This is a genomic window from Rhizobiaceae bacterium, from assembly GCA_023953835.1.
In the GTDB taxonomy this organism is placed as follows: Bacteria; Pseudomonadota; Alphaproteobacteria; order Rhizobiales; family Rhizobiaceae; genus Mesorhizobium_G.
Genome location: JAMLJB010000001.1, coordinates 1632288 through 1654507 on the forward strand (window position 1 = coordinate 1632288; position 22220 = coordinate 1654507).

Genomic DNA, 22220 nt, shown 5'->3' on the forward strand with positions numbered 1-22220 from the left:
GCGAAACGCTCTAGAGCGGCAGGCCCGCCTTGATGTAACCGTCGATGAAATGCTCCCGGTCCTCATCGCGCCGAAAAGGCTGCGTAGCTGCCCAGCGAGAAGCGAGAAATCGCGGATTGATCTCAAGGAACCGGCGCGCTTCTTCCTGAGCTTCGGCCAGTTGGCCAAGCTGAGCCAAGCTCGCAGCAAGGATGCGTTTTGCCGGCAGCCGGCCTATTTCCTCCTTGCGGAGAACCCTGACCGCCTGGGTATAGCGACCGGCAGCATAGTAAGCGAACCCGATGTCCCAATAATACCAGCCCGGCGGATAAGGGTTCAGGCGCAGGGCTTTTTCTGCCATTTGCACTGCATCGTGAGGGCGGCCCTCCAGAACCCTCAAGTTTGCCATGTTCACCATGGTGTCGGCATGGTTCGGGTTAATGCGGAGCGCCGTCTGGAATGAGGATTCCGCCTGTTCGAGTTGACCTTCGCAAAGCCGGGCGAAGCCAAGGACGCTTTGAGCCATAGCGTCATGCGTATCCAGTGCCATAGCCTTCTGCACGTAGTCCAGACCAAGGGTCTGGTTCGCCTTGAAGTCTTCCCCGTAGTGGATCGCCGCGCCATAGTGCGAAATGGCGAGCCATGCATGGGCCTCGGCCAGATTCGGATCGAGCTCGGAAGCCTTGAGAAGGAGAGTGCGGGCGAGATCGTTTCCAGCCGGCGATTGCATGACCAAAACGCGTCCGCGAACAAGGAAATCATAAGCGTCGATGTTCGCCGTTCGGCGTCGGGTGAGCAGCGCATCACCTGACAAAGAACCAAGCGGCAGGACCTTCGCCAGTTCCTTGACGACGCTGCGAACAACCTGATCCTGAAGATGAAAGACATCGGCAAGATCGCCATCAAAGCGTTCAGCCCAAAGGCTTCTGAACATCTTCGTCTCGGTGAGATGGACGCTGATTCGAATTTGTCTCGCGGAACGGCGCACGCTCCCGCTAACGACATAGCGAGCGCCAAGGTCCCGGGCGATTGATTTCTCATCTGCGGATCTCGCCTTGAGAGCGAAGGACGAGTGACTTGCGATCACGCGGAGACCGGCAATCTTGGAAAGATCGGTGATCAGGTCGTCTACCAAGCCGTCGGCGAAATGCGCCTGCTCTGGATCGAGGCCCATATAGGCGAAGGGCAAGACGGCGAGGGTGGGCGCATCTTCGAGCGCTCGGCCGGGATCGGTAAATGGAACATCGAGGTGTTCGATGCTCAGTGGGCCTGCAAACCGATAACCTATACGCGGAAACGTCGCGATCCATTCGTCCCCATCAAGCGCGATCCCCAACCGCTTTCGAAGGAAGGCGATCTGGACCGTCAGATTGCTTTCTTCGACATTGGTGTTCGGCCAACCGGCGTCCATCAAGGCGACCTTCGGTACCACCTGACCGTTCGCCACAACCAAGGCCTTCAGCAGTGCAAAGGGCTTGGTTCCAATCGCAACCGGACGACCGTGCTCAAGTAGGACGCCGCTTCCGGCGTCAAGCACAAACGGACCAAATATGTAGCGCTGGAACGCCATGGGCCATCATACGCCCTTCCTGAAAATTTTACGATCAATTCGGAGCCGCTTCAGGATTGGTGCCGGGAAATCGCCGATCCTCGCAATCACGCACCCGCCGAAAGTCGATCTGGCCGCTGTTGAGCAAAGCATCTGGGGAGTGGATCAAATGCTGAAACCGATACTGGCAACCAGCGCGCTCGTTTTTGGGGGTGGACTTTACAGCGCAACCCCAGCGGAACTCTCAATGGTCGGTCCTGCATATATCGGGGATCGAGCTGTAGACGCCGAGGACGAGACGTTTGCCTACCGAGTGAAAGCTGACGGCGAACGTCCTCTCGCATTCGTCGGTCCAGCCCGCAATATCGGCCCCGTCACGGGCGACGCAGAGAGGGACACAATCGCTTACAGGCCGCTTACCGGGGTAATGCGTGACGGTCTCTGGATATTCGTGCTGGTGCCGGAATGCGAAATTTCGGAAGCAGCGAAGGCTTCGAACTGCCGGCTTCCATCGCCTGCTTTGACCGTCTCAAAGCGATGAGCAACACGGTCGTCATGGCGTGAAGAGGCGAAATCAGGAAATCGGTTCCGTCGTTTCATGCCTGGCGGGCGGACAAATTTCACGACGACTATGCGCGCGTCCGCTCTGTCCACTGAAGCCTGATGGCGGCGGCCTTGTTGAGAAGGTGATCGCGCAGGAGCGCGCCGAGCATTTCGCCGTCACGCTCGATTAATGCGCGCATGAAAACTTCATGCTCCTCGATGGCGGCTTTCCAGCGCTCATCGGACAGGTTTGCCATGTAGCGGAAACGCGTCACCCTGCGATTCAACGTGGCATAGGTCGACACAATGACCGGATTGCCCGTTCCTTCGACGATCATGGCGTGAATTTGCTGATTGAAGCGGAAGTAGCCGCTGAGATCGCGCTTGATATGGCAGATGCACATTTCATGATGCAGCGCGCGCACCTCTTCGATCGCCTCGTCACTCATGCGCGACGCCGCGCTGCGGCCGACCAGCACTTCCAGATGGCTCATCACCTCGATGACGGAGGCGAACTCCTCCAGTGTCAGCGGTGTTACGACGGCGCCGCGATTCTGGCTGATCGTGACCAGTCCCTCCAGCGCAAGCACTTTGAACGCCTCACGCAATGGCGTGCGTGAGATGCTGTAGCGCTCGCAAAGCACGCGCTCGTTCAGGCGCTCTCCGGGCGGATAGACCCCCTCCACAATCGCCTGCCGCATACGACTGACAACCTCGTTATGCAGTGAGGCCCTGACGATAACATCTGCCGACGTCATCCGTTCTCCTTTTGCGCGCTACTATATGACATTTGCGAAATCATAAGATTCCAGTCAATTCCGATTTTTTGCATTTTGAATGCAAAATTCACTTGCTGCAACCGGAGCTGCGTGCTTTGTTCCCCTGATCGGGAGGAATTGCATGCCAGGTCTTAAATTCAAAACGGAGGAATACACCGCGTCGAACGCCGCATGGCGACGTCCAGGCAGGCATTTTCTGCAAATTCCGGGACCAACAAACACACCTCCCAGGGTACTGGCGGCGATGGCCCGTCCGACGATCGATCATCGCGGTCCGGAATTCGCACAACTCTTTCGTGATCTGCTGCGGGATATCCGCCGCGTCTTCCAGACGCAGTCGCCGGTCATCATCTTTCCCGCGTCCGGCACCGGGGCCTGGGAAGCCGCGTTGGTCAACACGCTGTCACCGGGCGACAAGGTGCTCATGGCCGAAACCGGGCATTTTGCCATGTTGTGGATGGCCCTTGCCAGCAGGCTCGGCCTTGAGCCGGAACTCGCCGCCGGCGATTGGCGAAGCGGCGCCTCGGTGGAAGGCATCGCGGAACGTCTGCGGGGGGACGCGGGACATGCCATCAAGGCGGTCTGCGTCGTCCACAACGAAACGTCCACGGGATCTGTCAGCGACATTGCGTCGATTCGTGCGGTGATGGACGAAATCGGCCATCCTGCGCTGCTCATGGTCGATACCATCAGTTCACTCGGATCGATCGACTATCGTCATGACGAGTGGGGTGTCGACGTGACGATCGGCGGCTCGCAGAAAGGCCTGATGCTTCCTCCCGGACTGGCTTTCAACGCCGTCGGTCCGAAGGCGCGTGAGTTCGGCCGGACGGCCGCGCTCACGCGCTCTTATTTTGATTGGGAACCGATGATCGAGGCCTGCGATAGCGGAATGGCCCCATATACGCCGGCGACAAACCTTCTCTTCGGCCTGCGCGCGGCGATCGACATGCTGGACGAGGAAACCCTCCCACAGGTCTTCGCCCGTCATGCCCGCCACGCCGAGGCGACGCGGCGGGCGGTCGAGGCATGGGGACTGGAAATCTTGTGCCGCAATCCGGCGGAGCGGTCGAACTCACTGACCGCGGTGATGATGCCGAATGGTGCCGGAGCCGACCGGCTGCGCGCAGCTATTCTCGAGCGCTACGACATGTCGCTCGGCAATGGCCTGTCGCGGTTGAAAGACCGTGTTTTCCGCATCGGGCACCTTGGCGACCTGAACGATCTCATGCTCGTCGGGACCCTTGGCGGCATCGAAATGGGGCTTGCAGACTGCAATGTGCGCGTCAACGAAGGAGGTGTCGCCGCGGCGCTTCAGTATCTTCGGAGGCGTGGATAGCCGGGTAGGGGAGGAGCAGACGATGAACCGGAAAGACCTCTTGAGCGGTGGCATATTCATTGCCGCCAGCCTGTTCTTCGGGACTACGGCGCTTATGACTCTGCCCTTGGGCACGCCGGAAGACATGGGTCCGGGCTTCTTTCCTGTCTGCCTCTCCATTGTCCTTTGCCTGTTCGGCATTGCTATCTTCTTGCGCGGTGCGAAGGACCCATTGGCGCGGATCGGTCATGTGCCGTGGCGCCCGGTACTTATCATCCTTGCTGCCCCGATCCTGTTCGGTCTGACGGCACTGTCCCTCGGTCTGGCAGTCTCGGTCGCCCTGACGGTCGCCCTTTCGCTGCTCGCGGGGCAACGGCAGTCGATTGCCACGGCGCTGGCGATCACCTTCGGTCTGACGGTCTTTTCGGTGGCCCTGTTTCACTACGGGCTGAGGCTGCCCATTCCTCTTTGGCCCGTTTGAGGGAGGGGCCGTCTTGGATCTTATCGGCCATCTGCAACTCGGGCTGAGCGTGGCGTTCACGCTGCAGAATATTCTCTACTGTTTCCTCGGCGTGCTGCTCGGCACCCTGGTTGGTGTGCTGCCGGGCATTGGTCCGGTCGCAACCATCGCGATGTTGCTTCCCTTCACCTTTGGCGTCCCTCCGGAAACGGCACTGATCATGCTCGCGGGCATTTATTACGGTGCCCAGTATGGCGGGTCGACGACTGCAATCCTTATGAGCCTTCCGGGTGAAAGCTCATCCGCCGTGACCGCTCTGGACGGCCATGAGATGGCGAAGCAGGGGAAGGCCGGACCGGCGCTGGCGATCGCAGCCATCGGTTCCTTCGTCGGAGGCACCGTAGGAACGCTTTGCGTCGCGCTGTTTGCGATTCCGCTGACGGGCATCGCTTTGAAGTTTCAATCCGCGGACTATTTTTCACTGATCGTGTTCGGCCTCGTCGCGTCCATCGCGCTCGCCCACGGCTCGGTTCTGAAGGCCCTTGCAATGGTATTGCTTGGCCTGCTGTGCGGGCTTGTTGGCACCGACATCTATTCGGGAATGCAGCGCTTCACCTTCGGCTATTACGATGTTGCCGATGGCCTCGACTTCGTCGCCCTGTCGGTCGGCCTGTTCGGCATCTCGGAAATCCTGCGAAACCTGGAGGCCCCAGAGACGCCTCGCGCCATCAGCAAGATAGGCAGCCTGTGGCCGGACGGCGCAACCGTACGCAAATGTATCGCTCCGGTCCTGCGCGGCACCGCGCTCGGTTCCTTCCTCGGCGTGTTGCCCGGAGCAGGCGCGACGATCTCGTCCTTTTCCGCCTACGCCATCGAAAAGAAAGTGTCCCGCTCGCCCGAAAAATTCGGCAAGGGCGCCGTTGAAGGCGTTGCGGCTCCAGAGACAGCGAACAACGCCGCGGCCCAGACGTCTTTCATTCCAATGTTGACCCTTGGCATTCCGCCGACACCGGTCATGGCGCTGATGATCGGCGCCATGCTCATCCAGGGCATCAATCCCGGCCCGGCCATCATTTCCAGCCAGCCGAACCTGTTCTGGGGCCTTGTCGTGTCCATGTGGCTCGGCAATGTCATGCTGCTGGCGCTTAACCTTCCGCTGATCGGATTGTGGGTGCGCCTGCTCTCGATCCCCTATGGGATTTTCTATCCCGCGATCCTTGTCTTCTGTTGCGTCGGTGTGTTCGCAACCGATCTGAATTTCTTTGACATCCTGACCCTCTCCGGCTTCGGCCTGCTGGGCTACGTGATGATCAAGTGCGACTGCGAACCAGCGCCGCTGCTGCTCGGCACAGTTCTGGGACCGCTTCTGGAAGAATATTTCCGGCGCGCCATGATCGTCTCGAAGGGTGATCTGTCGGTCTTCATCACGCGCCCGATCAGCGCCACGCTGCTGCTGCTTGCGGCGGTGGTGCTCGCACTGATCCTTTTTCCGTTGGTTCGCCGTCAGCGCGAAACGGTCTTCGTCGAATGATGCCGGCGTCCAAAGCATCAGCAACTCTGGAAACAATGGGAGGTTGACCATGAAATTGCTCAAGGCATTTGCATTCTGCTTCGCCCTGCTGGCCACGGTCGGCGCGCGGGCGCAGGAGAACTACCCGGACCACCCGGTTACGTTCATAGTTCCCTATGCGCCCGGAGGCGGCGCCAGCGCTCTCGCCCAGATCATCACAAAGGGGCTGGAGGCGAAACTCGGGCAGCCTTTTGTAATCGAGTATCGTGAGGGATCGGCGACCGTCATTGGCACGACGGCAGGCTCCAAGGCCGCGCCCGACGGGTACACGCTCCTGATGGCGTCGAGCGCCATGTCGACCAATGCGAGCCTTCTCGACAAGCTGCCCTATGACACCGAGGGCGATTTCGCGCCGGTGGGTCTCATTGCCGACACACCGCTGCTCATGCTGGCGAGCAACAGCCTTGGCGTGAGGACAGTGCAGGAACTCGTCGATCTGGCCAAGTCGAAGCCGGGCGACATAACCTATGGCTCGGCCGGTACGGGCTCGACCCATCAGCTCTTCGCCGAACAGTTCAAAAAGGTGACGGGCGTCGACATGCGGCACGTTCCCTACAAGGGCGGCGGCCCGGCTCTGACAGCCTTGCTGGCCGGAGAGATTTCGGTGCTCTTCAGCGATCCGGGTCCGGCCCTGCAATTCATCGAGAGTGGCCAGATCGTGGCGCTGGGGGTAACCGCCAGCAAGCCGCTCGCGTCGCTTCCCGACGTCCAGCCTCTCAACCAGCTCCTGCCGAGCTTTCAGGGCAGCGCCTGGCAAGGGGTCATGGCGCCAAAGGGAACGCCGGAGCCAATCATCGACAAGCTCAACAAGGCGCTGAACGAGGTGCTTGCCGATCCCGAGGTCATCGCCAATCTGGCCAAGACAGGCAAGATTGCCACGCCGATGTCGCCGTCTGAGTTCGCCGAATACTTCAAGGCCGACATCGCACGCTGGCGCGACGTGATCGCATCGGCAGGTATCAAGGGCTGATCATATCCGGCCCCGGCCGCTTGGCCCGGGGCCGGCTTCTCCACCATGCATAAGGCGCGCGCCACAGCCGCCATCGAGAAAGGAACAAGAATGCGCCGCACCATTGACGCGAGCCAGGTCATCGAGCCAACCGTACCGCTTGGATCAATCCTGCCGCCGGATGTTCGTCCTCCGCATCGTGAGCCGTTCAGCGAGTCACGCCATCGCGAAGACATCATGTTCGTACTGAACATCGAGGACGCGCACATCGGGAGCGAGCCAATAAGCGATCGCTTTCAATACCTGCTGACCACGGTTGACCCTTGTGGGACGCATGTCGAAACCTACTATCCAGTCAAATGGTTCTACGAAGGTGCTGGTGACCGCTATGCGCGCGACGTGGGCGACATACCTGCGTCGGTCCTGGTAAATGATGCGGCGGTCTTCGACATAACCGATCTGGAGCGTCCGCTCGGTCCCGGCGACCTGATCAGAAACGGAAAGCACATAAGGAAGGGCGACAGCGTGATCCTGCGCTCCGGTTTCAACCGTGGCTGGGAGGATCCCGGGCTCGGCAAGAGCAGTCCGATGAATGCCTACAAGCAGCGCCACGGCCTGACGGCCGAAGGTGCGCGCTGGCTGACCGATCAGGAAGCCAAGGTCTGCGCCTTGGATTTTCGCCAGCCCGAAGATCCAGAATACAAATGGGAACTGCCATCCCACAAGCAATTGCACACCAATGATGTCCTGATCGTCGAGGACATTGCTCATCTCGACCAGATAAGCCAGGAGCGCGTGGTGCTGGTCATTGGCGCGCCGATCAAGGGACGCCATCTGACGGGCGGTCCGGCGCGTATCGTCGCCATCGAGGGCTGGGGCACCAAGGACGTGAAGGTGCTCGACCTCACCCACATCATGGGCCGCTATCCGGCGCGCGCGCAGCCAGCCAGGCCGCTCGGCTCGCGCCGGCATGCCGAGTCGAGCGAATGGTCGAGCTTCAATCGCGCCGAATATGTCTTCTTCGACATCGGCATGCAGGGCCTCGCTGACCTCGTGGGGCCGCAATATATGAGGCTCTCGACACGCGCCGGCACCCATATGGTCAACCCCTATTCGGCAGATGCCCAGGGCGCATCCCCACTCTATGGCGATATCGCGGACATTCCGGCAGAGCGCCTCGTCGGACCGGGTTCCCTGGTCGATCTCAGCGATGTTGGTGCGGGAGACTTCATCGATGCGGCCGCCCTGGAGGGCCGGCTGGACAATGTCCGAGCCGGCGACTGGGTGGTGCTAAGGACGGGACATGCCGACTGGCATCAAGGCAGCCGGGACGGCACGTCCGTACTTGCCGAGAGCCCGAAACTGACCACCGAGGCGATAGCCAGATTGGCCGCGATGGGTGCCCGCGGCATCATCTCTGATATTTCGGCAGCCACGTCGCTTGACCGTCGCCGCGAAGTCGAAAGCGCATTGCACGAGCACAACATGCTGTTCGTTGCCGGGGCAAGGCGTCTGTGGCTGCTGCGAAAAGATCGCTTCCTTGCCGCCGCACTCCCGCTGCGCGTTCGGGGGCTGGTTCATTCTCCCGCGCACGTCTTCCTGATCGAAGACTGGAAGGATGACTCCTGGCTGTAGATGCAGCAGAATTACAGAAACATCGGGAGAGCGTTTTCAAGGACAGACTGCCTACGATGAGTACAATCGCCATCCGGCACACGAAAAATTTGTGCGTGAGCGTTGGCGCCTCGAAGTTGGCTACTTTCAGGAGATTGATTACATTCCTCTATGACGCTTTTCTCTGCCGCAGCACCTTAGCAGTTTCCGACCCGGGCGTTGGATGAACATTTCGAGATTGGCGGCATCAAAGCTTGAAGCTGTCAATCTTTCGTATCACACCGATCACAATGAGCATTTACGTGACGGACCAGAGCAAGGTGTCAGGGTGGGCGCTGCCCGCCTCCGTCATCGTTCATTTGCTTATCGTCGTGCTCCTGATATTCGGACTGCCAATCTCCCTCCCCAACTTGCAGTCGGAGCAGGAGATAAAGGTGGATTTCGTAAAGCCGCCCGAGCCGGAGAAGAAAGCCAAAGCCGACCCACCACCGTCTGCGGAAAAGCCTTCGCCCAAGAAGCCTCCGCAGGCAAAAAATCAGACGCTGCCGTCGGCAAGCAAGGATACCGCGCCGCCTCTGCCTGTTCTCAAACCTGTCGTGCGGTACGGAGAACAGGACGTGGGACCGCGAGAATCTCAGGACGGCAACGTCGCGGAAGATGGCTCGCCATCACCGGCGGTGAAGCAAAACGCGAAAAAACAGGATCAGGCAAAAACACCGGAACCTTTGACAGTCAAGCCATTGGACGAGGGATCGCAGCCGGCAGCACCCGAGAACCCGGCTGCAAAGTCCGCGAGCGTCGCCGAGGTGGTGAGCACCCCCAAGCTTAAGCAGGCAAAGAAGTTGTTCTCGCCAAAAGTTAACGGTGATCTGACTGCGACGATTGCAATGGGCGGCCTTCCGCGCAGCGTACGAGCCGGGCGCCTCTGTGTGACGGAACTGCGTGAGCAACTGCGCCATGCGTCGCCACCCTATAATCCCGACCTTCTACCGTCCTTTCAGTTGCAGGAGGGAACAGTCATGGAAATCCCCAATACGGCCTTTCGCGCTGAGGGCCGGTGGTACGACCTGCGCTATCGTTGCGAGGTGAACCGGGAGGCAACACAGGTCGTGTCCTTCGCCTTCCGGGTTGGAAATCCCGTGCCACCTATCGAATGGGCTCGCCGCGGGCTACTCTTGCAATAAAGGCCTGTCGCCGCTTTCACGACGATGTTTCGATTTCAATCGCCTGCTATTCAGTTTGAACCGGGTCAGTCCGCCTTGCTGGACGCAAACTGGCGATTTTGCGAATTGCTCTGTTTTGTGGGCCCGAACCTGCACTCGCCTCCAAAGCAGAAATTTCGAACGATTGCAGGCCGGATTGCCCGATCAAAACGATAACCTCGGTCAATTACACAATGTCACAGGACCTTACCACATACACCGATTGAGATGCATTGGCCGACATCGGTATGAATAACCATCCAAATGATTGGATTCAGAACAGGCTTTCAAGGAAGCGTCGAGCGCTAGGCTGGCGTTTGGGAGTGCCTTTCATGGACTATCGTTGCCTATTCTAACCCGATTGGCCGAGCAATCTCGCGGCCATTGGCCAAAATGGGATACGAAAACGCGCTTCGGGAGGATTTCATGCGCAAACATCGTTCGATCGCAGCAGCGGCTGCACTACTGGTTTTCGGTTCTGTCGCGAAGGCAGATGATATCCAAATCGGCGCAGGGCTGGTTATTAGTGGGCCGTTTGCAGCCTACGGCACGGACGCTAAGGCTGGAGTAGACCTTGGCGTCAAGGAGATCAATGATGCAGGTGGTGTTCTTGGTCGTAATCTCACTATGGAATACGAAGATTCAGGTGGCGACCGCGCAAAGGCCGTCGCAATCTACCAGAAGTTCGCCGCGCGGCCGGAGATTGCTTTCGCACTCTCCATTTCTTCAGCCGAATTCGTCGCCCTCAATCCTATATCGCAGGATGTAGGCTTGCCTTTTATCTCAATAGGTTCGGTGATTCCGTTCAAGGACTTCAGCGATTGCGCCTTTCGTATAAACCTGATCCTCAGCAACGCGATGGCATCTGTCTTAACGCAGTTGAAGGAAAGTGGCATCAACCGCGTTTCGATCATATATGACCAAGGCAATAACCAAACTGTGGCCGAGGCGGATATCGTCAAGGAGAACTTGGGCCAGTATGGAATGGAACTCGCGGGTGTGGAATCCTACAGCGCGGGCGACCAGAATTTCACGCTGCAACTCGCGCGCATTCAGGAAACCAAGCCGGATCTGATCTGGATTTCCGGACAGATCAATGAAGGTGCTCTGATCATAAGCCAAGCTCGCGCTTTGGGATTGGATGCAACCATAATTGGCGGATCAGGCCTAAACGACGAAAAGATTGGCCAACTAACCAACGGTGCAGCAAAGGGCGTTTTGACATTTGCGTTGTTCAATGCAAATGCGCCCGGCGCGGTTGTCTCGGATTTTGTTAGCAAGTTCAAAGAAGCCAACGGTGGCGCGGCGCCTTCGGCATACAATGCGCTGGGCTACGACGCGATTAAGCTCGTCGCCAACGCGATTACAACTGCTGGCAGTACGGACCGGCAGGCTGTTTGCAAGGCGATGGGTGCAACAAAGGATTTTCAGGGTGTAAATGGAACCTTCAACTACAACGGCTCCGGTGACAATCAAAAGCAAACCCCGCAGATCCTTGTTTACGGCGATAACGGCTACGAGCCTCTAGCGAAATAATGCCTATGGGACATGAGGCAGTTGCGCCGGGAGGCCGAGAATGCTGATCGAAGCGCTAAAGATATCAAAGCGCTTCGGCGGCCTGCAAGCTATTGACAATGTTACCGTCCGCGTTCGCTCAGGCGAGGTTACATCTGTCATTGGACCGAATGGGGCGGGAAAGACAACGCTCCTCAATTGCTTGACGGGTGTGATAGCATTTGACGGGGGCGAAGTGCGAATAGACGGCAAATCCTACGGAACGTTCGCTCCACAAGATCTTGTCGAGATTGGCATAGCACGCACCTTTCAGAACATACGCCTGTGGGAAAGTCTGACTGTCGAAGAACACATAGTTTTGGCCCGTCGAAACTATTTCAATTCGCGGAGAGGCCGCAAAGCAGGCAAAGAGGGACAACTGGACATTACTGTCGATGGCCTTCTGGCGCGTGTGGGGCTAACTCAGAAGGCAAAACTCAAGCCCTTGGAACTTTCATATGGCGAGCGTCGCCGACTGGAACTAGCACGGGCCCTTGCCACTTCGCCAATACTGATTCTCCTCGACGAGCCCGCCGCCGGCTTCAATCTCTCCGAGCAAATGATGCTCGCTGACCACATATCCGAGATTGCCGCAAGCGGCGTCGCTGTCATTCTTGTCGAACATCATATGGACCTTGTGGCACGCGTATCGAACAATGTCGTCGTGATTAATTTTGGCAAAGAACTCGCCACCGGGAGCATTGCGGAAATACGTTCCAACCCGTCTGTAGTTGCCGCCTACTTGGGAACCACAAGCTAGGCAATCGAAATTGTTCACGCGCTTCTAGCCCAAACAGAGTTTCAGCACGAAATGAACGACCTATTGGGGCCTCCGGCACTTAAGATTTCAAACCTGAACGTGTCCTATGGACCTATCAGTGCCGTGAATTCGCTTGGGCTGGTCGTGCAGCCAGCGGAGGCCGTTGCCGTTATTGGAAGCAACGGCGCGGGTAAGACAACCCTGCTAAAAGCGATAATGAATCTCGTTCCCTCAATAACCAATAGCTCTGTTGAGTTCTTTGGTCAGCAAATCTCGAACAAGCCGGCACATACGCTTGCACGGATGGGAATTGGTTATGTCCCAGAGGGCCGCGAACTTTTTGCTGGTCTCAGCATTTTAGAGGAGCTTCAAATCGGAACTCGCTTTGCGAGCCCTGCCGACCAAAACGCCCGCATGGAGGAGGCTTTCACTCTATTTCCTCGCCTCAAAGAACGCAGGAAGCAGATTACGAGCACTCTTTCCGGTGGTGAGCAACAAATGCTGGCGATTGCACGAATCGTTGTGATGAAGCCTAGACTGCTCTTGCTCGACGAACCATCACTTGGACTGGCGCCCGTCATTCAGGACATTGTCTATGAGACGCTCGCAGGGCTTCGTGATCGCGGACTCCCCATCTTACTTGTCGAGCAGAACGCATATCGCGCACTCAAACTCTGCAGGCGCGCTTATGTCATTGAGCTCGGGAAGGTGACTCGGGAAGCCCCGAGCGCGGAATTGTTGAATGATCCCTCTATCCAGTCCGCCTATCTTGGGAGCTGAGCGTGATTCTGCAACAAATACTAAGTGGCATCCTGGCGAGCGGCGTGTATGCGCTATTTGCAGTCGGCTTTACAATGATTTTTGGCATTATGGGCGTGCTCAACATGGCGCACGCGGATCTTGCAATGGTCGCGGCGCTCGTTGTAATCGGCGCCGTGTCGGCGGGATTCGGTCCATTCGCCGGTATCGCCATAGCCGTGATTGTAACCCTCATCATCGCGCTCCTTATAGAACGCGTTGCGATGCGCCCCGGCCGCCGCTTCAAAGGCGACGCAGCGATTGAGATGCCCCTGATTGGCACGCTCGGCGCGGGCCTGATCTTGCAGAACACTGCAGCACTCATATTCGGAAACAAGGCGCTTTCGTTCCCTATCAAGGCCACTGGCATCTGGCGGTTGGGCAGCTTCTTCTTCACGCAGGGACTGGTTTACAGCATGCTGGTCTCGCTGATACTGCTCGCGGCGCTCGAATATGTAGTGAACCAGACAAATTTCGGCCGAATGATGCGCGCGGTCGCGATAAATCCCACCGCAGCAAGGATCATGGGCATCGACACGGACCGGATCATCGTCGCTACAATCGGAATCACATCGTTCCTCGCGGCCGTGGCCGGCTTCCTTGCCGGTTTCAGTTATGGTCTAGCCACGCCTCTGATGGGAATCCCCTACGCAATCAAGGGTCTGGTCGCAATGATTGTGGGAGGGGTGGGTAGCTTGCGCGGCGCCGTAGCCGGGGCTGTTCTAATCGGTATCGTCGAAGCGATCGCCACCACCTATTTCGGCTCTCAAGCGCGTGATCCAAGCGTGCTATTGGTCTTGATAATCACTCTGATCATCTGGCCGAACGGGCTTTCCAGCGCATTCCGCAGCAAGTGAGGAGACCAGTTTCATGGACTTCTGGACGACGGTCTTTCTCTCTGCGTCAATCGCATCTATCGCAGCTATGGGCTTGTTCCTCCAGATCAGAAGTGGTCAGTTGAACCCTGGCATGGCGCCTTTCGTAGGCGTTGGTGGCTATGTGTCCGGTTCATTGTGCGTGAATCTTGGCCTCTCTCCCTGGTTGTCAATTCCGTTGGCTACAATAGCCGGCTTTTGCTTTGGTGGGGCTTTTGCGATCATTACCCTGCGTCTGCATCATTGGTTTTTCGCGGTTACGACATTGACCCTTTCCGTTGCAGCGGTCTCGATCGTCGGAATGATCGATTTCTTTGGCGGACCGGTTGGCTTGCTCAATATTCCCCTTGTTACAAGCCCAGTGCCCATTATTGTCCTTTCCTGCGTTGTCTTTGCCATCGCCTATCTGCTTGACCGCTCCCATATTGGTTTGCAGATCAGAGCGATGGGTGACGACGAAGTCCTCTCCCAGGCGTTTGGCGTCCATGTGCGGACATTGCGCGTTTTCGTATTTGCTCTCGGGTCCGCAATGGCCGCCATATCAGGAGCTCTGAATGCACATCGCTTTGGTATATATGAGCCGTCGGATCTCGGCTTTCAGTACTCGCTGCTGCTGTTCATCTATGTAATTGTCGGTGGCAAGCGGAGCATTTTCGGGCCCATAGTGGGTACGTTCTTTCTGTTCGCAATGCCCGAGATAATCAAGATTTCTCCCGAAACAGAGTTGATCGTATTCGGAGCATTGATGCTGGCTGTTGCAATCTGGATGCCGGAAGGCCTTGTTGGCGCAATCGGGTCGAGCTACCGGGCTTTGCGCAAGCGGCTTGCTTGATTGTCCAAGACGAATGCGCCTACCGACCTCCCACGATAGCTGGCCGTCGCGGAGCTTTGCGTACGCTGACCGGCTCTGAGAGACATTCGTCATGCACTGCGCGTTGGCGGATATATTCCTGCGATTCGTGGATCAACCAATCCAGGAACGGCGTAAGCGGCCAGGAGCCGTGCTTGTGTTCAGGAAAGACCACGCAATAGCTTTTCTCGCCTGACAGCCGATGGGTGTGCGGTGTGATGAGGTCGCCCCTTTCAATTTCATTGTTCACGTAAAGGCGCGGTACCAGCGCCACACCGAGACCTGCGCAAGCAGCTTCGATGGCCATCGAGAACAGATCATACTGGGCGCCTTCAGTGGGATTGATCCCACTTGTACCGAAATGGTCCCACCATTTCTTCCAGGCATATGGCCGACTGCGCTTGTGCAGTCTCGGCAAAGACTTCATTTCATCAAGGTTTAGCGCGCGGCGACCGCCGGCAAGTCGCGGACTGCAGACAGCAATCAGTTCTTCCGAGAAGATGTTCTTCTTAATCATACCTGTCCATGCGGGATGGTCGTAGTGAATCGCAGCATCAAAGGAAGTTTCAGAGAAAAGGAATGGCTCCGGCCTTTCGCTCATATTAATCAGGATGCCGGGGTTCTTCGCATGGAAGTGAGGCAAACGTGGTATGATCCATTTGTTTGTGAACGTTGGAATGACTGCCAATTCGAGCACACCCCGTTCCGGCAGTGCCTGAAGTCTCTGCGTGTGCAACTCGACGCGATCCAGGTCTTCAGTGATCTGGACAAGGTAGTCGCGCCCTCGATCGGTCAGATGCAGCCGACCTTTGACCCGGTTAAACAACATCAAGCCAAGAAAGTCTTCCAGACGCGCGATCTGACGGCTCACGGCCCCTTCTGTCATTGCCAATTCTTCGGCAGCGCGCGAGAAACTCTCATGGCGTCCTGCGGCTTCGAAAGCCAAAAGCGCGTTGGTACTCGGAATCTTACGACGCAATCTCTTTTCCCCCTAGCAAAACGCGCCGTTCACACTTGATGAACGAGCATCTTGAATGGCTGCGGCGCGCCGAAGACGTCACATTCCGGTTGCGCCATACTGGGCAGCAGCCGCTTACCTGAAAGCCTGTCCAGCTTAGCAAAATGCTGGCGACGCTCCTAGTCAGGACTGCGTTCTCGTCACCCTTGCTCGATCAACAGGTTCAACAGCCCGCGGTCGCCCTGTGCGTAGTAGCCGACATTGCTGGTTTGCGTGCCGATAGTCCGCCTCAGGCTGACAAGCATCAGAGCATACAGCCAGGCTATGGCAAACACATCAAGCACCGGCGCATCGTCGATTTGCGTGATACCCTGTGAGCTGAGCACAGTCGCCATCACTCCTTCTGCCGGGACTATGACTTCTGCGCCCTGTGAAATTGCCTCCTGCGCCGCCTTCTTGAATGCATCGATAACGGGGGAAGGATTGCTGAGCGAGGCAGCGAGCGCAGGCTCGTGCCAAGCGGGCGACAGAGAAACGGCAGGCATGACCCTCTTATCGAGGCCGTGCATGTCAACTGCATCGCGAACAACGGCGGCGATTTCCGATCCGTTCGCTATCGGAACTACTTTCCGACCGAGGGAGCAGCCGACGAGCAAGGCGCTTTCAAGCATGGAAATGACTGGAATGCGAACCACTGATCGGATCTCGCGGAGAAAAGGTTCGCTAAACGACGCGATAATAAAGGCGTCAAACCCCTGCCGCTCCGCTTCAATCGCACGGTCGATGATTTGATCGAGAATCCGATGAAACGCAAACGCACTACGCAAGGCAGGGGTCACGGCACGACCGAAATAAGATCCCGATCGCACTCCATGCAACTCAATGCTGGCGCGTCCTTCCAACACCTTCGCCCCATGTGTCGAGATGAAGGCCTTATACCCCCCCAGCGCGTCAAGTTCAGTCGCGGACTGATGCCAGAAGCGAAACACCGCCTTATTTTCTGCGCCACTCATGCCAGCCTCCATATTGAGAAGAATTCCAAAGCATAGGTTGTATTTCGTGCGGATCATGGAGGCGCGGAAAACTCGGCATGATCTATGATAGGAACCTCTCCTAGACGAACGCCGGCAGGGTCATCGTTGTCGCGTCCATAGGGAAAAATGCGATCCCTTTGGCCAATGGAACGCCTCGGTGGAAACCTACTAATAGGGTTTCATGATCAATGCTATTACATAATGTCATTGCTTTGTGTCTGAGCATTTTGCGGTGTCGACGCGTTTGTGTCTCCAGTCGGCAGAGCACGGTCAACAAACAGAGGCTTATTACATAATATCATTGCGGTATGCGCTCACCACCATTGAGGCGGACTGCCGAATTTGTAAAGTTTGCGCACCATTTCGGCCTTGGAAGGAACCGCGGATAGGGCCGCAACTGCAAATCCGCACCGACACGTGGTGAGTCGGCAATCTAATATCTGGTCGGATGCGCCGATGCTCTCAAGCCAAGTACATCTTGCCAATACGTCGCGGTATCTCCTGACGGAGGACGCACCTTAGCTTACTTGGCATTGTTGCCATGCAGGAGCCAGTGAATGACGACTAAGTATCAGTTGTATGTAGACAATGAGTGGCACGATCCACTGTCGGGGGAATGGTTCAATACCGAAGATCCATTTACGGGCGAACCGTGGGCGCAGATACCACGGGCAAACGCGGCCGATGTCGACCGCGCCGTACATTCGGCTCAGGCCGCCCTTGAAGGATCTTGGGGAAAGATGTCTGCCACCGATCGCGGCTCGTTGCTGCATCGACTGGCCGTTCTCATTGACGAAAACGCCGGCACGCTTGCTGAGGTCGAATCGCGCGATAACGGAAAGCTTTTGAGCGAAGTGTCCGGGCAAGTGCGCTATGTAGCGAAATATTTCTACTATTACGCAGGATTAGCCGACAAGATTCAAGGTGCGGTCATTCCGATCGAAAAGCCGGGGGTTTTCAACTACGCGAAATATGAGCCGATCGGCGTGGTCGCATCTATTACACCTTGGAATTCGTCCTTATTGCTCACCGCTTGGAAGATGGCGCCGGCGCTTTGCGGCGGCAATACGTTCATCGCCAAACCCTCAGAATTTACCTCGGCCTCGATGTTCGAGCTCGCACGCATCGTGGCGAAGGCGGACCTCCCGCCCGGCGTGTTCAACGTCTTGACGGGGTTCGGCTCCGAAGTGGGCGAGCCCCTCGTCCGACATGAAGGAGTGGGGCGCATTGCCTTCACAGGCGGCGATCAGGGTGGGCGCGCTGTTGCGCGCCTGGCCGGCGAAAATCTGAAGCGTATCTCCCTCGAGTTGGGCGGCAAATCGCCGAATATTGTATTTGACGATGCGGATCTCGATCAGGCGGTCAACGGTGTGATCACGGGAATCTTTTCGGCAGGTGGCCAGACATGCATGGCAGGCTCGCGCCTCCTCCTTCAAGAATCGATCCACGATACCTTCGTGCAGAAACTGGTGGAAATTACCTCTCGCGCCAAAGCCGGCAATCCCCGCACGCCTGGCATTCAGATCGGCCCGGTTGCTACCAAGCCGCAGTTCGAGAAGGTCATGAGCTACATCGCCATTGCAAAGGGAGAAGGCGCCCGATGCATCGCCGGTGGGCGAGCCCTGAGCGGTCCTGAATATGGCGCCGGCCGCATTGTTGAACCAACAATCTTTGTCGACGTCGAGAACAATATGCGCATTGCCCAGGAGGAAGTCTTCGGACCGGTCCTAGCAGTCATAAAGTTCAAGGATGAAGAGGATGCCATCCGAATTGGCAATGATACACGCTTCGGTCTGGCCGCTGGCGTTTGGACGAAAAGCCTCAAGCGGGCGATGCACATGTCAGATAAATTGAAGGCAGGAACGGTTTGGATCAACAACTACCGGTCCACCAGCTTCGCGACACCTTTTGGTGGCTTCAAGGATAGCGGCATTGGCCGCGAAGGCGGGATCGAAGCCGTGAAGGAATATCTCGAGACGAAGAGCGTCTGGATATCCACCGATCTTCAGATGCCCGACCCGTTCATTCGCAAATATTGATGGGCAGAATTAAACAAGCTTTGAGATATCGCTGCGATAGGGCGGGGAAGCCAGCCCCATTTGCGATCGGCAGAGATCGTGCCGGCGCCATACCACGAGTCTCTTGAGGAATGTAGAAGTGGCTGACAAGGGCGAAGGCGCGGATACTTTTGACTATATTGTTGTAGGAGCCGGAACGGCGGGCTGCATCGTTGCGAGCCGGCTAAGCGAAGACGGAGCGTCGGTATGCCTTATTGAAGCCGGCCATTCCGACACAAATGCGCTGATCCACATACCGGCTGGCTTCATCAAGAATGCCTATAGCAAGAATTTGACATGGAACTTTCAATCAGTCCCGAGCAATGGTAGCGGGGGACGGAGTTTGATCCTGCCGCAAGGCCGTGTGGTCGGCGGATCGAGTTCCATCAACGGGATGAACCACGTCCGCGGACAGCCGCTCGATTATGACGGCTGGGCACAGCGCGGAAATCCGGGATGGTCTTACCAGGAGCTGTTGCCATATTTCAAACGATCGGAAAGAAAGATCGGCGTGGGCGACAACTGCTTCAGAGGACGTACCGGCGAGTTGCCGGTAACGGACCTGCAATGGCGCCATCCCATCTGCGATTCCTTTATCGAGGGCGCGCATTCGATCGGCATCCCCAGGAACGTAGACTATAATGGACCTGTCCAGGCGGGTGCGGGCTACTTTCAGCAGACGACGCTGAATGGATTTCGATACAGCTCAGCCCGCGCCTTCCTCAAGGCTGCGCGCCGGCGCAGGAACTTTCATATTCGAACCCGGGCGCTTGTTACTGCGATCAGGTTTGAAGGCAAGCGGGCGGCTGGCATCACCTATGTTCCCGGAGACGGCAGGCATCCTGCAAGGCAGATAGCGGCGCGGCGCGAGGTTATTCTGTGTGCCGGAGCCATCAATACACCGAAGCTGATGCAGCTTTCGGGGCTAGGGCCCGCAGACTTGCTCGCACAGCACGGTATTCCGGTAGTTTGCCATATTCCCGGTGTCGGTAACCATCTGCGCGATCACTACGGAGTGCGTCTGGTCGCAAAACTGGAAGGCAAGGACGTTGCAACAATCAACAATATCGCGCGGGGGCTGCCTTTAGCTGGCCAGGTTGCGCGCTGGGTGCTGCGCCGCCCCAGCATACTGTCGATGGGACCGTCACCGGTCTATGTTTTCTGGAAGTCCGAACCCTTTTTGGCGATGCCCGATCTGGAGTATGTATTCACGCCTGCAAGCTTTCAGAAGGGAATCGTTGGGCTTCTGGACCGATTTCCAGGGATGACGCTCGGCGTGTGGCCGGAACGACCGGAAAGTCTTGGCTATGTGCGCATCAGCAGCTCTGATCCGTTGAGCAAGCCGCAAATCCAGCCGAATTACCTCTCTGCGGAGGGGGATCGTCAAACGCTGCTTCGAGGTATGCGCCTGGGTTTGCAGTTGCTGACGACACCGGCACTGCGGCAATACGATCCTAAGATCATAGCACCGGACCCCGAAGCGAAGAGCGATGCTGAACTGCTCGATTTTGCGCACCAAAACGGAACGACGATCTATCATATGATAGGTACTGCGCGCATGGGACCTGAATCGGATTCTGACACTGTTGTCGATGCGCAATTGCGGGTTCATGGCATAGAGGGATTGCGCGTTGCCGATGCCTCAATCATGCCAACCATGCCGTCCGCAAACACCAATGCCACAGTGATGATGATTGCGGAAAAAGCGGCGGATCTCGTTCGTGGAAGGGCAGCTCTTGAACCAAACGATGTGTGATGCAGGACAGGTTGCATCGCTTTGAATATCGAACGCATTTCGAGCCGTAATACCTGACATTTGGCAAAGCGAAAGAGTTGGTCCATCGTCATGAGAAATGAGAATACAAAGGAAGTCCTTGATGTCCTGGTGATCGGCAGCGGCATAGCTGGGTTGTCCGCGGCCGTTTCTGCGCAGATGGCCGGAGCACAGGTGATGGTGCTAGAACGCTCACCCGAGGCAGACTTTGGCGGAAATACACGTTGGACCGAAGCCTATTTTCGGATGAAGAGCGAAGACGAAGTTAGCGACGATTTCGAGGAACGGCTCGTCCAGAACGCTGGCTGCAATCTAGATCCGAACATTGTTGGCCCGATGGGCGGCCCCTATAGCGACTGGCCGGGTTTTGTGAAGTCGCACGGAATGCCCGATCCCGAACTGGTGAGCGCGTTGTCGGAGAATGCCGGACCGACTGTCAACTGGCTGAAGACGTTCGGGGTCCGGTTCGATGCACTTCCAACCTATTTTGTCACCGCGGCAGCGCCTCGCCTTATGCCGGTAGGTGGTGGATTGGCGCTAATCAATGCGTTGAAGACCCATGCCAACCAGAACCAAGTGACCTGTGCTTATGAAACCACTGCACTCGATCTGCTGCGTGACGATGGCCGGGGCTATCTGCGAGTCAGCGTTGCCGTGCCGAGCGGCGATACTAAAATCATTGCAACCCGAAATGTCGTGGTGGCATCCGGTGGTTTCGAAGGAAATCCCGAAATGCTGACCCAATATTTGGGAACACAAGCCCGCTACGTACGGCCGGTCGCGCGCGGCGGGTATTACAATAGAGGCGAAGGTATCCGCATGGCGCTCTCCTGCGGCGCTGCGCCCGCCGGAGACTTCAGCTCCTATCACGCCGAGCCTCTCGACCCAAGGTCGGGTGCTACAGAAGCGCTGGTTATGAATTTTCCCTACGGAATTCTGGTCAATAAATGGGGCGGCCGCTTCGTCGACGAGGCGCCAGGCCCGGTGGACGTCAACTATGATCATATCTCGCGTGCGATCGGCGAGCAGCCCGACGGTATCGCCTATGTGATCTTCGATAGCCGAATCGAAGACGTGCCAAACTGGACAAAAAGCATTCGAACTGACCAGCCGGCAATCCAGGCCAATACACTCGAGGCGTTGGCCGCACAATGTGGATTGCCGACCGACGCCGTAGTGAAAACAATAGATGAATACAATGAGGCCTGTGTCGAAGGAGAATTCCATCCTTTGCGGGAAGATTTCTTGGCGACGCAAGGCTTGAAGATCAAGAAATCCAATTGGGCCCGTCCGATCGACCGGGCGCCCTTCAAAGCGTATCCGATCATTCCAGGAATCTGTTTTACTTATGGGGGGGTGAAGACAAACCGCCATGCACAGGTCGTCGATACCGATGGACGCCCTATACCCGGCCTCTACGCAGCGGGAGAAGCGGCAGGGCTCTACTATCAGGTCTATACGGGAGCAACATCCGTGCTTCGCGGGGCGGTTTTCGGCAAGATTGCTGGCAGCCACGCAGCGACCCGGGCGCAAACGATGAGGGCGCCGTGAAACTCGCGCCTGGTCTCCGCCCCGTGAATGGTCATTGGTCCTACTC

General features: G+C 57.3%; 19 protein-coding genes and 1 pseudogene. 16 read left to right on the forward strand and 4 right to left on the reverse strand.

Going from position 1 to position 22220, the window contains the following annotated elements; genetic code table 11:
- Window positions 1-10: 10 nt before the first annotated feature.
- Window positions 11-1549, reverse strand: coding sequence for a winged helix-turn-helix domain-containing protein (locus tag M9924_07590; GenBank protein ID MCO5064268.1), 1539 nt, complete (start codon window positions 1547-1549; stop codon window positions 11-13).
- 226 nt (window positions 1550-1775) lie between these two features.
- On the opposite strand from M9924_07590, the gene M9924_07595 reads away from it, so the two are divergent.
- Window positions 1776-2069 carry a hypothetical protein gene (locus M9924_07595; protein MCO5064269.1) on the forward strand — a complete coding sequence of 98 codons (294 nt, stop codon included), beginning with the start codon at window positions 1776-1778 and terminating at the stop codon, window positions 2067-2069.
- An 88-nt stretch (window positions 2070-2157) separates the two neighbouring features.
- Here M9924_07595 and M9924_07600 read toward each other — a convergent pair whose 3' ends face one another.
- Window positions 2158-2829, reverse strand: coding sequence for a GntR family transcriptional regulator (locus tag M9924_07600; GenBank protein ID MCO5064270.1), 672 nt, complete (start codon window positions 2827-2829; stop codon window positions 2158-2160).
- 142 nt (window positions 2830-2971) lie between these two features.
- Here M9924_07600 and M9924_07605 point away from each other — a divergent pair, with 142 nt between their 5' ends.
- The 12 genes and pseudogenes from M9924_07605 (at window position 2972) to M9924_07660 (ending at window position 14782) form a co-directional block, all read left to right on the forward strand.
- Window positions 2972-4189 carry an aminotransferase class V-fold PLP-dependent enzyme gene (locus tag M9924_07605; GenBank protein ID MCO5064271.1) on the forward strand — a complete coding sequence of 406 codons (1218 nt, stop codon included), beginning with the start codon at window positions 2972-2974 and terminating at the stop codon, window positions 4187-4189.
- Window positions 4190-4211: 22 nt separating this feature from the next.
- Entirely contained in the window at window positions 4212-4649 is a 438-nt protein-coding gene (locus M9924_07610) for a tripartite tricarboxylate transporter TctB family protein (protein MCO5064272.1), read from the forward strand.
- Between the two features lie 13 nt (window positions 4650-4662).
- Window positions 4663-6159 (forward strand): tripartite tricarboxylate transporter permease, encoded by a 1497-nt coding sequence (locus M9924_07615; protein MCO5064273.1) that lies wholly within the window; start codon window positions 4663-4665, stop codon window positions 6157-6159.
- Window positions 6160-6208: 49 nt separating this feature from the next.
- Complete coding sequence (locus tag M9924_07620) at window positions 6209-7168, forward strand: tripartite tricarboxylate transporter substrate binding protein (GenBank protein MCO5064274.1); 960 nt, start codon at window positions 6209-6211, stop codon at window positions 7166-7168.
- Between the two features lie 90 nt (window positions 7169-7258).
- Window positions 7259-8782 (forward strand): cyclase family protein, encoded by a 1524-nt coding sequence (locus M9924_07625; GenBank protein MCO5064275.1) that lies wholly within the window; start codon window positions 7259-7261, stop codon window positions 8780-8782.
- 52 nt (window positions 8783-8834) lie between these two features.
- Window positions 8835-8936: pseudogene (locus M9924_07630) on the forward strand (Dabb family protein).
- A 79-nt stretch (window positions 8937-9015) separates the two neighbouring features.
- Window positions 9016-9945 (forward strand): DUF930 domain-containing protein, encoded by a 930-nt coding sequence (locus M9924_07635; protein ID MCO5064276.1) that lies wholly within the window; start codon window positions 9016-9018, stop codon window positions 9943-9945.
- A 444-nt stretch (window positions 9946-10389) separates the two neighbouring features.
- On the forward strand, window positions 10390-11499 hold the full coding sequence (locus M9924_07640; protein MCO5064277.1) for an ABC transporter substrate-binding protein: 1110 nt from the start codon (window positions 10390-10392) through the stop codon (window positions 11497-11499).
- Window positions 11500-11539: 40 nt separating this feature from the next.
- Window positions 11540-12277 (forward strand): ABC transporter ATP-binding protein, encoded by a 738-nt coding sequence (locus tag M9924_07645; protein MCO5064278.1) that lies wholly within the window; start codon window positions 11540-11542, stop codon window positions 12275-12277.
- A 51-nt stretch (window positions 12278-12328) separates the two neighbouring features.
- The gene (locus tag M9924_07650) at window positions 12329-13057 is read left to right on the forward strand and encodes an ABC transporter ATP-binding protein (GenBank protein MCO5064279.1); all 729 of its coding nucleotides are present in this window, start codon (window positions 12329-12331) and stop codon (window positions 13055-13057) included.
- Window positions 13058-13059: 2 nt separating this feature from the next.
- On the forward strand, window positions 13060-13932 hold the full coding sequence (locus M9924_07655; protein MCO5064280.1) for a branched-chain amino acid ABC transporter permease: 873 nt from the start codon (window positions 13060-13062) through the stop codon (window positions 13930-13932).
- Window positions 13933-13945: 13 nt separating this feature from the next.
- Window positions 13946-14782: a branched-chain amino acid ABC transporter permease gene (locus M9924_07660; protein MCO5064281.1), complete on the forward strand. Its 837-nt coding sequence runs from the start codon at window positions 13946-13948 to the stop codon at window positions 14780-14782.
- Between the two features lie 19 nt (window positions 14783-14801).
- On the opposite strand, the gene M9924_07665 is transcribed toward M9924_07660, so the two are convergent.
- Window positions 14802-15779: a LysR substrate-binding domain-containing protein gene (locus M9924_07665; protein MCO5064282.1), complete on the reverse strand. Its 978-nt coding sequence runs from the start codon at window positions 15777-15779 to the stop codon at window positions 14802-14804.
- A gap of 179 nt (window positions 15780-15958) precedes the next feature.
- On the reverse strand, window positions 15959-16771 hold the full coding sequence (locus tag M9924_07670; GenBank protein MCO5064283.1) for an aspartate/glutamate racemase family protein: 813 nt from the start codon (window positions 16769-16771) through the stop codon (window positions 15959-15961).
- A 578-nt stretch (window positions 16772-17349) separates the two neighbouring features.
- Here M9924_07670 and M9924_07675 point away from each other — a divergent pair.
- The 3 genes from M9924_07675 (at window position 17350) to tcuA (ending at window position 22174) form a co-directional block, all read left to right on the forward strand.
- The gene (locus tag M9924_07675; protein MCO5064284.1) at window positions 17350-18831 is read left to right on the forward strand and encodes an aldehyde dehydrogenase; all 1482 of its coding nucleotides are present in this window, start codon (window positions 17350-17352) and stop codon (window positions 18829-18831) included.
- 118 nt (window positions 18832-18949) lie between these two features.
- Window positions 18950-20605: a GMC family oxidoreductase N-terminal domain-containing protein gene (locus M9924_07680; protein MCO5064285.1), complete on the forward strand. Its 1656-nt coding sequence runs from the start codon at window positions 18950-18952 to the stop codon at window positions 20603-20605.
- Window positions 20606-20695: 90 nt separating this feature from the next.
- On the forward strand, window positions 20696-22174 hold the full coding sequence (gene tcuA / locus M9924_07685) for an FAD-dependent tricarballylate dehydrogenase TcuA (protein ID MCO5064286.1): 1479 nt from the start codon (window positions 20696-20698) through the stop codon (window positions 22172-22174).
- The last annotated feature ends 46 nt before the right edge of the window (window positions 22175-22220 follow it).

Coding starts and splice junctions, on each gene's coding strand:
- M9924_07590 (MCO5064268.1), bottom strand. CDS start 1,549: ATGGCGTTCCAGCGCTACATATTTGGTCCGTTTGTGCTTGACGCCGGA.
- M9924_07595 (MCO5064269.1), top strand. CDS start 1,776: ATGGTCGGTCCTGCATATATCGGGGATCGAGCTGTAGACGCCGAGGAC.
- M9924_07600 (MCO5064270.1), bottom strand. CDS start 2,829: ATGACGTCGGCAGATGTTATCGTCAGGGCCTCACTGCATAACGAGGTT.
- M9924_07605 (MCO5064271.1), top strand. CDS start 2,972: ATGCCAGGTCTTAAATTCAAAACGGAGGAATACACCGCGTCGAACGCC.
- M9924_07610 (MCO5064272.1), top strand. CDS start 4,212: ATGAACCGGAAAGACCTCTTGAGCGGTGGCATATTCATTGCCGCCAGC.
- M9924_07620 (MCO5064274.1), top strand. CDS start 6,209: ATGAAATTGCTCAAGGCATTTGCATTCTGCTTCGCCCTGCTGGCCACG.
- M9924_07625 (MCO5064275.1), top strand. CDS start 7,259: ATGCGCCGCACCATTGACGCGAGCCAGGTCATCGAGCCAACCGTACCG.
- M9924_07640 (MCO5064277.1), top strand. CDS start 10,390: ATGCGCAAACATCGTTCGATCGCAGCAGCGGCTGCACTACTGGTTTTC.
- M9924_07645 (MCO5064278.1), top strand. CDS start 11,540: ATGCTGATCGAAGCGCTAAAGATATCAAAGCGCTTCGGCGGCCTGCAA.
- M9924_07650 (MCO5064279.1), top strand. CDS start 12,329: ATGAACGACCTATTGGGGCCTCCGGCACTTAAGATTTCAAACCTGAAC.
- M9924_07660 (MCO5064281.1), top strand. CDS start 13,946: ATGGACTTCTGGACGACGGTCTTTCTCTCTGCGTCAATCGCATCTATC.
- M9924_07670 (MCO5064283.1), bottom strand. CDS start 16,771: ATGAGTGGCGCAGAAAATAAGGCGGTGTTTCGCTTCTGGCATCAGTCC.
- M9924_07675 (MCO5064284.1), top strand. CDS start 17,350: ATGACGACTAAGTATCAGTTGTATGTAGACAATGAGTGGCACGATCCA.
- tcuA (MCO5064286.1), top strand. CDS start 20,696: ATGAGAAATGAGAATACAAAGGAAGTCCTTGATGTCCTGGTGATCGGC.